Below are 10,459 nucleotides of genomic sequence, written 5' to 3' on the forward strand. Positions count from 1 at the left end.
GCGACCTCCCCGCGAAGGAGCGCCTAGCGTTGCCAGCTTAAGGTAATGGAGACCGAATCGGCGTAGCGCAGCGCGTGAACTTTATCGATTTCCACTTCAGCATAAGTGACCCAGTGATGTTCGCGTGCGAGGTCGAGCACATCCTGAGTTAATTTTTCCAGCAAAGAGAAACGGTTATTTTCCACGTGGCGGATAATGTTCTTGGTGATGGTGCGATAATTCAGCGCATCGTTAATGTCTTCACTGTTCCTCGCCTGATCTGCCGGGTAGCGAATTTCAATGTTGATGACCACGTCCTGACGGTTGGCAATCTCTTCTTCTTTAATCCCGATAAACGTACGCAGGCGCAGATTTTTGATGCGGATGATGGCGTCGGAATGAGACATTGCAGGTGTTCTCCTTATTTATTGTTGTCTTAAATATCATACACGAAAGCATCTTTATCGCGGCAGTGTCTGACGTGTATTCAATTCGTGCGCCAGTTCAATAAATGCACGTAGCGCGGGCAGAATGTGGCGATGGCCTGGATAATAGAGACGTAACCCCCCAAAGCTTGGGCACCATTCGGCCAGTACGCTGATGAGCTTACCATTGGCGAGGTCGTCCTGGATAAACCACTGTGAAATAAACGCCAGCCCCAGCCCAGCCAGTGCAGCGCGGCGGATGACCTGCATTTCGCTGACGATAATTCGTGGTGGGACGTTGACCGTGAACTTGTGCTGATGATGCTCCAGTTCCCAATGGTACACGCCACCGTGCGACATACGCATACCAATACTTTGGTGAGCCGCAAGTTCATCCGGTGATTGTGGAACACCGAACCGCGCGAAATAGTCGGGTGACCCGACAATCAGCATTCTGGCATCCGGCGTTAGCGCGCTGGCAATCATATCCTGCGGCACCGATTCGGCCAGACGGATCCCTGCATCGTAACCTTCGGCGACGATATCGATCATTCTTGAGTCGGTAGTGATATCCAGCTTCATCTGCGGGTAGCGCTGCAGATAGGTATCAAACAGATTGAACAGCAGAGACACGCTTTCACGCGGGGCGTTGATACGCAAAGTTCCCGTAGGCACGCCGGGTTCTGCAGTGATCTCTTCAGCGGCGCGTTGAATTTCGGCCAGCGCGGGAGCGATGCGCGCAATATAGCGCCGTCCTTGCTCGGTCAAGGCCACGCTGCGTGTTGTGCGATTAAAAAGACGTACGTGAAGACGTGATTCCAGCCCAGCCACAGCGTTGCTAACGGCAGTGGCCGACAGGCCCAACTCACGCGCCGCTGCGCGGAAGCTTTGCTGACGGGCGACGGCAAGGACAACTTCCAGTTCAGTCAGACCGCTACGGTACATGATTATCCCGATTATCGTGACAGTTTGTCCTTATTATACGCTCTTATCACCATGATGGGCGCTTCTTATACTGTGTGACATCCGATGATAAGAGGGCAGAATCATGCAGCACATCAACAAAATTTATATCAATGGCCAATTCGTTACCCCACATGGCAGCGAGTTGTTTGATCTGTTTAATCCAGCCACCGAGGCAGTGATTGGTCAGGTGCAACTGGCGGACGAAGAAGATGCCCTGCGTGCGATTGCGGCGGCAAAAGCGGCGTTCCCGGTCTGGTCGAAAACCTCACCAGAAGAACGTATTGCGGTGCTGGAGCGCATGCATCAGGCGGTTATGGCCCGCGAATCCGATCTATTAGAAGCGATTATTACTGAATATGGCGCACCGTCATCGCGAGCCAGTTGGATGGCGGCCTGGCCTGCGCAGACCATTCGCTGTGCCATTGATGCGCTGAAGGCATTCGCGTTTGAAGAGTCTGTCGGGCGCGCAAAAGTCGTGATGACGCCGGTAGGTGTTGCTGGGCTGATTACACCATGGAACAGCGACGCGGGTTTTATCTGTAATAAGCTGGCGACGGCAATGGCTGCAGGCTGTACTGCGGTGATTAAGCCGAGTGAAATGAGTGCCTGGCAGACGCAGATTATTACCGAAGCGCTGCATGCGGCGCAGATCCCCGCAGGCGTTTTTAACATTGTGACAGGCCGTGGCGATGTCGTCGGTGATGTGATTAACCACCATCCAGATATCGCGAAGATTTCGTTCACAGGCTCAACGGCGGTGGGGAAACACATCGTGGAAAGCGGCGCTCGCACGTTGAAGCGCATAACGCTGGAGCTGGGTGGTAAATCGCCAACGGTGATCCTCGATGATGCCGACCCAAAAACGGCGGTTCACATGGCGCTTGAGGCAGGCTTTATGAATAGTGGGCAGGCGTGTATTGCCGGCACGCGTATTCTGGTTCCGGCGTCGCGTAAAACAGAGTTTGAGCAGGAAATGGTCGCCGCTATCGCGCAGTTTACCGCTGGCAACCCGCGTGATGTGCAGACGGTGATTGGCCCGATGGTGAGCCGTAAACAGTGGCAGCGGGTGCAGGATTACATTCGACTGGGGGGACAGGAAGGCGCACGATTACTCACCGGCGGTGAGGGACGCGTTGAGGGGATGGAAAAAGGCTGGAGCGTGAAGCCAACCATATTCGCCGACGTCAATAACCAGATGCGTATTGCCAGAGAGGAGATCTTTGGACCGGTGCTGGTGGTTATTCCCTACGCAGATGATGCGGAGGCGCTGGCTATCGCCAACGACACTGACTACGGTTTGAGTGCGCTGGTGCTGAGCGGTTCCAGCCAGCGTGGTGAAGCGATAGCGCTGCAGATTGAGTCTGGCCGCGTGCTGGTCAATACCCTTGAACACGAGCATCTGGCACCGTTTGGCGGCTTTAAACAGTCTGGGCTCGGGCGTGAAATGGGCAAATGGGGATTGCTGGCCTACCTGGAGCCCAAAACGCTGTTGGTTGGCTGATTGCAAAATCCTCATGTTGTGGGCAAGTGACATCGCCGGATAGACAAGCTATTTTGGCTATTATGTCAGATGGGCGCAGGGTTTCTGCGCCCATCGTTCGTGCATCTTTTGCCGGTAATTGAGGACGCGCTATGAGCCAGCCTGTGATAACGCTTTGGTCAGACTCCGATTTTTTCTCTCCCTACGTGATGTCCGTGTACGTAGCCCTCAAAGAAAAAGGGCTGCCCTTCACCCTTAAAACCGTCAACCTTAATCAGGGTGAACATCTTAAGCCTGGCTGGAAGGGCTATCACGCGACTCGCCGGGTACCGCTGCTTGATGTCGATGGTTTCGAACTCAGCGAATCTTCCGCCATTACCGAATATCTCGATGAACGTTTTGCCCCGCCAGAATGGGAACGTTTATATCCTCACGACATGCAAAAACGCGCCCGTGCGCGTCAGGTTCAGGCCTGGCTGCGAAGCGATCTGATGCCTATTCGCGAGGAGCGTTCCACCACAGTGGTGTTTGGTGGTGAGAAAAAAGCACCGTTGAGCGAAGCAGGACGTCAAAGCGCGGCTAAACTGTTTGACACTGCCAGTGCACTGTTGGAGCACGGCAGACCCAATCTGTTTGGCGAGTGGTGTATCGCGGATAGTGATCTGGCGCTAATGCTTAACCGACTTGTGCTTAACGGCGACGATGTTCCGGAAAAGCTGGCCGAGTACGCGACATTCCAGTGGCAACGGGCTTCGGTTCAGCGCTATGCGGCGCTGTCAGCTAAACATGCAGGCTGAAAAGTAAGATGTAATCCATTATGATAGTAGGGATTATCATTGTAGGGATTTGATTAATGAAGCTGATGTTTGCATCGGATATTCATGGTTCGTTGCCCGCAACCGAGCGCGTGCTGTCGCTATTTGCTGACAGCGGCGCGCAATGGTTGGTGATTCTGGGTGATGTGCTTAATCACGGGCCGCGCAACGCGCTTCCTGAGGGCTACGCGCCAGCTCAGGTTGCCGAGCGTCTCAATAGCGTAGCAGAGCGAATTATTGCTGTTCGCGGCAACTGCGATAGCGAAGTTGACCAAATGCTGCTGCATTTTCCTATCACCGCACCCTGGCAGCAGGTATTAACCGATTCGCAGCGACTGTTTCTGACTCACGGTCATCTTTATGGCCCCGATAATCTCCCGCCGCTGGCGTCTGGCGATGTGCTGATTTTTGGCCATACGCACCTGCCGGTGGCAGAAAAGCACGGCGAGATATTCTTATTTAATCCCGGTTCGGTTAGCATTCCAAAAGGCGGCTTTGCTGCCAGCTATGGGCTGATGGACGGAAGGAATCTGCAGGTTTTAGCACTCAATGATCAGCGGGTTATTGCAGAGGTTACCATTAACCCGTAAGTTACCCATCAATCATAAAACGCGCCGTAAGAGCGCTTTCAATTTAAGGTTTTCTGATGGTCGAGCAGAATCATTTGGCAGGCACGGAATGGGTCGATATTGTCAACGAAGACAATGAGGTCATCGCGCAGGCGAGCCGTGAACAAATGCGCGCGCAGTGTCTGCGCCACCGGGCTACCTACATTGTCGTCCATGACGGCATGGGGAAAATCCTGGTACAGCGTCGCACTGAGACGAAAGACTACCAGCCGGGTATGCTGGACGCCACCGCTGGGGGGGTTGTCCAGGCTGATGAGCCACTACTGGACTCCGCTCGCCGCGAGGCGGAAGAGGAGTTAGGGATTGCTGGCGTACCGTTTGCCGATCACGGTCAGTTCTATTTTGAAGATAAGAACTGTCGCGTATGGGGAAGCCTGTTTAGCTGCGTCTCCCACGGGCCGTTTGCCCTGCAGGAAGAAGAAGTTAGCGAAGTTCGTTGGATGACCCCGGAAGAGATCACCGCCCGCTGCGATGACTTCACCGATGACTCGCTGAAGGCGCTGGCGCTGTGGATGACCCGCAATGCCAACAATGAAGCGCATGTTGAGGAAGAAGCCGAGTAACATCACGTTATTGCAGGCATAAAAAAATCCGGAACGGTTTCCCGCTTCCGGATTTTTTTTACCTTAAAACCACCCGTGAACGGGTGGCTAAAGGCATTACTGCTGCTGTGAAGACTGGATCGCAGTCAGTGCGATGGTGTAGACGATATCGTCTACCAGCGCGCCGCGAGACAGGTCGTTCACTGGCTTGCGCATACCCTGCAGCATCGGCCCGATGGAGATCAGGTCGGCAGAACGCTGTACCGCTTTGTAGGTGGTGTTACCGGTGTTCAGATCTGGGAAGATGAACACGGTAGCGCGACCTGCAACCGGAGAGTTCGGTGCTTTGGATTTCGCAACGTCAGCCATCACAGCGGCATCATACTGCAGCGGGCCATCGATCATCAGGTCAGGACGTTTTTCCTGAGCCAGACGAGTTGCTTCGCGAACTTTCTCTACATCGCTACCTGCACCAGAAGTGCCGGTGGAGTAGGAGAGCATCGCAACGCGTGGTTCGATACCGAAGGCAATCGCGGAGTCTGCGGACTGAATAGCGATTTCAGCCAGCTGTTCTGCGGTCGGATCTGGGTTGATCGCACAGTCACCGTAAACATAAACCTGTTCAGGCAGCAGCATGAAGAACACGGAAGAGACCAGAGAGCTACCTGGTGCTGTTTTAATCAGCTGCAGCGGTGGACGGATGGTGTTGGCGGTGGTGTGAACCGCGCCAGATACCAAGCCATCTACGTCGTCTTGTTCCAGCATCAGGGTGCCGAGAACCACGTTGTCTTCCAGCTGTTCGCGGGCAACGGTTTCGGTCATACCTTTGTTTTTACGCAGTTCGACCAGGCGAGCGACATAGCTTTCGCGAACCACTTCAGGGTCAACGATTTCTACGCCAGCGCCCAGCTCAACGCCCTGGGCCGCTGCAACGCGGGTAATTTCGTCTGGGTTACCCAGCAGCACACAAGTGGCGATACCGCGTTCAGCACAGATAGCAGCAGCTTTAACGGTACGCGGTTCGTCGCCTTCTGGCAGAACAACGCGTTTGCCTGCTTTACGCGCCAGCTCGGTCAGCTGGTAGCGGAAGGCTGGTGGAGACAGACGACGACTGCGCTCGGAGGTTGCAGTCAGAGATTCAATCCAGTCAGCGTTGATGTAGTTAGCAACGTATTCCTGAACTTTCTCGATGCGCTCGTGATCGTCAACCGGCACTTCCAGGTTGAAGCTCTGCAGGCTCAGAGAAGTCTGCCAGGTGTTGGTGTTCACCATGAACACCGGCAGGCCGGTCGCAAACGCGCGTTCGCACAGTTTGTTGATGCGCGGATCCATGTCGTAGCCGCCGGTCAACAGCAGGGCACCGATTTCCACGCCGTTCATTGCTGCCAGGCAAGCGGCAACCAGAACGTCAGGACGGTCTGCGGACGTGACCAGCAGTGAACCTGGACGGAAGTGTTCCAGCATGTGCGGAATGCTACGCGCACAGAAGGTCACGGACTTCACGCGGCGGGTGTTGATGTCGCCTTCGTTCAGTACGGTTGCATTCAGGTGGTGCGCCATATCGATTGCACGGGTGGCAATCAGATCAAAGCTCCATGGCACCGCGCCCAGTACAGGCAGGGTGCTGGTGCTGCTCAGCTTAGCGGGATCGATTTTGATAACTTTCGCGGTGGAAGAGTCGTCAAAGATCTCAGACAGGTCTGGGCGAGTACGGCCCTGCTCGTCAACCGGTGCGTTCAGCTTGTTGACGATAACACCGGTGATGCTGGTGTTTTTCGCGCCGCCGAAGCTGTTGCGAGTCAGTTCGATACGTTCGTTCAGCTGTTCCGGAGTATCGGTACCCTGGGACATCACGAACACGATTTCTGCGTTCAGCGTTTTAGCAATTTCGTAGTTCAGAGACTGTGCGAACTGATGCTTACGGGTTGGGACCAGGCCTTCAACCAGTACAACTTCAGCATCTTTGGTGTTCGTGTGGTAGTTAGCGATGATCTCTTCCATCAGCACATCTTTCTGATTGCTGGAGAGCAGGGCTTCTACATGGCTCATCTTCATCGGTTCAGCAGCGGTAGTCGTTGAAGAGCTTGCGCGAACGATGGTGGTAGTCTGGTCTGGCGCATCGCCACCGCTACGCGGTTGTGCGATAGGTTTAAAGACGCTCAGACGAACGCCTTTGCGTTCCATAGCACGGATAACGCCAAGGCTGACGCTGGTCAGGCCGACGCTGGTTCCGGTAGGGATCAGCATAATAGTACGGGACACGGTTTATCCTCTTTCGTTACCGCCAGTCTTGGGCGGGATACAAAACAGCACCGCCAGCTAGGCTGGCGGTGTGATATCAGGCAGTCAGACGGTTGGCGTCTTGTGCAATGACCAGCTCTTCGTTGGTCGGAATAACGATGGCAGGGCGGGTGCCTTCTTTGTTGATGAAACCGGATTTGCCGAAACGGGCAGCCAGGTTACGTTCGTGATCAACTTCGAAGCCCAGAACGCCCAGTTTGCCCAGGGACAGTTCGCGAACCATTGCAGCGTTTTCACCAATACCACCGGTGAAGATAACCGCATCCAGACGACCATCCATCAGCGCGGTGTAAGAACCGATGTATTTCGCCAGACGGTGGCAGTAAACGTCCATTGCACGTTTAGCGTCTGCTTTTTCTTTGTAGTTATCTTCTACATAACGGCAATCGCTGGTGACTTCGGTCAGACCCAGCAGGCCAGACTCTTTGGTCAGCATTTTGTTGATCTGGTCGATGTTCATGCCCAGAGTGTCATGCAGATGGAAAATGATCGCTGGGTCGATATCACCGGAGCGAGTACCCATGACCAGACCTTCCAGTGGGGTCAGACCCATAGAGGTGTCAACGCATTTACCGTTACGGATAGCAGAAACAGAACCACCGTTGCCCAGGTGGCAGGTGATGATGTTCAGTTCTTCAACCGGTTTGTTCAGTACTTTTGCTGCTTCCTGAGTAACATAGAAGTGGCTGGTACCGTGTGCGCCGTAACGACGAACGCCGTGTTCTTTGTACAGGCTGTACGGCAGAGCGTACAGGTAGGATTCTTCCGGCATAGTCTGGTGGAACGCGGTATCAAATACGGCAACGTTCTTATCTTTCAGCTGCGGGAAGGATTTCAGCGCTTCAGCAATACCGATCAGGTGAGCCGGGTTATGCAGCGGAGCAAAAGAAGCAGAATCTTTGATGCCCTGGATCACGGATTCGTCGATCACAACGGAGCTGGTGTACTTCTCGCCGCCGTGTACGATACGGTGGCCGATAGCGGTCAGCTGCGCGGACAGTTCTGGTTTTTGTGCCAGAATAGTATTAACGATGAAGTTCAGCGCTTCACTGTGAGCGGCGCCTGCACCTAAAGCCGCTTCTTGTTTACCGCCGTCCATTTTCCACTTGATACGTGCTTCAGGGAGATGGAAACATTCGGCTAAACCAGAGAGGTGCTCTTCACCGTTAACTGCATCGATAACAGCGAATTTCAGAGAGGAGCTACCGCAGTTCAGAACCAGTACTAACTTACTCGACATGGAAGTACCTATTTATGATACGTGGCTAAAAAAACGTCAATGAGTCATTAAGCGTAGCGCAGGATGACCCCGACATTTATGATTAACATCATGCCTGGAACGTTTTTCAGGCATGATCTAAGAAATACATATTGATTCTAAGTCATTTTGCATAATTTTCAGCCGATGGCAGAATATGCAATAATTTGATTTGCCGGAGGGCTGTTACCCTATGGACTATCGAGTGATAGAAAAGCGAAGGCTCCGCAAGGCCCCTTGAGCATAGATGACTATGCGATGGGAGGCGAACGGACGCAGACTACGCATCTATAACTTGAAAGGCGACGGGTATAGAATCTGGCTATCTCAGGCTGGCACAGGATACCCGATTGCAGGGGCTATGCCAAAATTTTTTGAACGATGTCATACCCAGTTGTTGTTTTTAAAAAATATTTTAATTTTTATACGTGAAGTTGAGGTAAGCCATGTCGACACCCGAGCAACGCCCGGTCAGTTTCTTCAGTTTGTTTAGCCGGGGGCAGCACTATTCAAAGACGTGGCCGTTAGATAAGCGGCTTGCGCCGGTGTTTGTTGAGAACCGCGTCATTCGCGCCACTCGCCACGCCATACGCTTTATGCCGCCGCTGGCTATCTTTACGTTGTGCTGGCAAATCGCCCTTGGCGGCCAGCTTGGCCCCGCCGTCGCGACGGCGCTCTTCGCACTGAGCCTGCCGATGCAGGGATTATGGTGGTTGGGTAAGCGTTCGGTTACGCCGCTTCCGCCGTCGACATTACAGTGGTTTTATGAAGTGCGCGGTAAATTGCAGGAAGCCGGACAAGCGCTGGCACCGGTTGAAGGCAAGCCTGATTATCAGGCGTTAGCTGACACGCTTAAGCGCGCCTTCAAACAACTGGATAAAACTTTCCTTGATGATTTGTAATTACATGCGAAAAACGCATATAAAAGAAGACACAATATTTGTGTCTTTTTTTTTGCTGCCAAGCGCAACAGGAGTCGAAAAATGGAAATGACCCATGCTCAACGTCTGATTTTGTCTAATCAGTACAAAATGATGACTATGCTTGATCCCGACAACGCTGAGCGCTATCGCCGCCTGCAGACCATTATTGAACGTGGCTATGGATTGCAGATGCGCGAACTGGACCGGGAGTTTGGGGAGCTCAAAGAAGAGACCTGTCGTATCGTTATCGACATCATGGAAATGTATCACGCGCTGCACGTGTCGTGGACCAACCTGAAAGATGCCGCCGCTATCGATGAGCGTCGCGTCACCTTCCTCGGCTTCGATGCTGCGACCGAAGCTCGCTTCCTGGGCTACGTCCGCTTTATGGTGAATATTGAAGGCCGTTATACCCACTTTGACGCGGGTACTCATGGCTTCAACGCACAAACGCCAATGTGGGAAAAGTACCAGCGCATGCTGAACGTTTGGCACGGCTGCCCACGTCAATACCACCTGAGCAGCAACGAAATTAACCAGATTATCAACGCCTGATGGGGGCTTCCGTGCAGTGTAAAGGCTTCCTTTTTGATTTAGATGGCACGCTGGTCGATTCGCTGGCCGTGGTGGAGCGCTCATGGAAATTGTGGGCCGAAAGCTATGGCGTTGACCCGGATGCCGTGCTGGAGTATATCCACGGCAAACAGGCGATAACCGCGTTGCGCCACTTTATGCCGGGTAAAACAGAAGCGGAAATTCAGGCGGAGTTTCTGCGCCTTGAGCACATTGAAGCGACCGATCTTAACGGGATCTGCGCGCTGCCGGGTGCACTTGAGTTGCTCGAACATCTTGAGGCCAATGCGATTCCGTGGGCCATCGTGACATCGGGCTCGATCCCCGTTGCTCATGCGCGTCATCGTGCTGCCGGGTTACCCACCCCTGCCGTATTTATCACCGCGGAGCAGGTGCAACGCGGTAAGCCACAGCCAGATGCCTATCTACTGGGAGCCAAACTGCTGGGGTTACAGCCACAAGAATGTCTGGTGGTCGAAGATGCGCCAGCAGGTGTGCAGTCCGGATTAGCGGCAGGTTGTCACGTCGCGGCGGTAAACGTGCCACCCGAAACGCCAGAACTGCTGGA

Annotated in this window: 11 protein-coding genes; 7 read left to right on the top strand and 4 right to left on the bottom strand. The window is 53.7% G+C overall.

Going from position 1 to position 10,459, the window contains the following annotated elements:
- Nucleotides 1-23: 23 nt before the first annotated feature.
- Nucleotides 24-386 carry a dihydroneopterin triphosphate 2'-epimerase gene (gene folX, locus KP80_RS20225; RefSeq protein ID WP_052285437.1) on the bottom strand — a complete coding sequence of 121 codons (363 nt, stop codon included), beginning with the start codon at nucleotides 384-386 and terminating at the stop codon, nucleotides 24-26.
- A gap of 54 nt (nucleotides 387-440) precedes the next feature.
- A complete protein-coding gene (locus KP80_RS20230) occupies nucleotides 441-1,349 on the bottom strand; it encodes a LysR family transcriptional regulator (RefSeq protein WP_052285438.1) in 909 nt (302 codons plus the stop codon).
- Between the two features lie 103 nt (nucleotides 1,350-1,452).
- Here KP80_RS20230 and KP80_RS20235 point away from each other — a divergent pair, with 103 nt between their 5' ends.
- The 4 genes from KP80_RS20235 to yfcD all read left to right on the top strand — a co-directional run bounded on the left by KP80_RS20235 (nucleotide 1,453) and on the right by yfcD (nucleotide 4,857).
- Entirely contained in the window at nucleotides 1,453-2,871 is a 1,419-nt protein-coding gene (locus KP80_RS20235) for an aldehyde dehydrogenase family protein (RefSeq protein ID WP_052285439.1), read from the top strand.
- 131 nt (nucleotides 2,872-3,002) lie between these two features.
- On the top strand, nucleotides 3,003-3,647 hold the full coding sequence (gene yfcF / locus KP80_RS20240) for a glutathione transferase (RefSeq protein WP_052285440.1): 645 nt from the start codon (nucleotides 3,003-3,005) through the stop codon (nucleotides 3,645-3,647).
- A gap of 56 nt (nucleotides 3,648-3,703) precedes the next feature.
- Nucleotides 3,704-4,255 (top strand): phosphodiesterase, encoded by a 552-nt coding sequence (gene yfcE / locus KP80_RS20245; protein ID WP_052285441.1) that lies wholly within the window; start codon nucleotides 3,704-3,706, stop codon nucleotides 4,253-4,255.
- 56 nt (nucleotides 4,256-4,311) lie between these two features.
- Nucleotides 4,312-4,857, top strand: coding sequence for an NUDIX hydrolase YfcD (yfcD, locus tag KP80_RS20250; RefSeq protein WP_052285442.1), 546 nt, complete (start codon nucleotides 4,312-4,314; stop codon nucleotides 4,855-4,857).
- 96 nt (nucleotides 4,858-4,953) lie between these two features.
- On the opposite strand, the gene pta is transcribed toward yfcD, so the two are convergent.
- Nucleotides 4,954-7,098: a phosphate acetyltransferase gene (gene pta, locus KP80_RS20255; protein WP_052285443.1), complete on the bottom strand. Its 2,145-nt coding sequence runs from the start codon at nucleotides 7,096-7,098 to the stop codon at nucleotides 4,954-4,956.
- Between the two features lie 76 nt (nucleotides 7,099-7,174).
- A complete protein-coding gene (ackA, locus tag KP80_RS20260; RefSeq protein ID WP_052285444.1) occupies nucleotides 7,175-8,377 on the bottom strand; it encodes an acetate kinase in 1,203 nt (400 codons plus the stop codon).
- Between the two features lie 464 nt (nucleotides 8,378-8,841).
- On the opposite strand from ackA, the gene yfbV reads away from it, so the two are divergent.
- From yfbV to KP80_RS20275, 3 genes are all read left to right on the top strand, one after another.
- Nucleotides 8,842-9,297, top strand: a complete 456-nt coding sequence (gene yfbV / locus KP80_RS20265; protein WP_052285445.1) for a terminus macrodomain insulation protein YfbV — start codon at nucleotides 8,842-8,844, stop codon at nucleotides 9,295-9,297.
- A gap of 81 nt (nucleotides 9,298-9,378) precedes the next feature.
- Complete coding sequence (locus KP80_RS20270; RefSeq protein WP_052285446.1) at nucleotides 9,379-9,873, top strand: YfbU family protein; 495 nt, start codon at nucleotides 9,379-9,381, stop codon at nucleotides 9,871-9,873.
- Nucleotides 9,874-9,884: 11 nt separating this feature from the next.
- On the top strand, nucleotides 9,885-10,459 hold a 575-nt coding region (locus tag KP80_RS20275), incomplete at its 3' end, for a sugar phosphatase (protein ID WP_156315706.1).

Source organism: Kluyvera genomosp. 1, assembly GCF_001266615.1.
In the GTDB taxonomy this organism is placed as follows: domain Bacteria; phylum Pseudomonadota; class Gammaproteobacteria; order Enterobacterales; family Enterobacteriaceae; genus Kluyvera; species Kluyvera cryocrescens_A.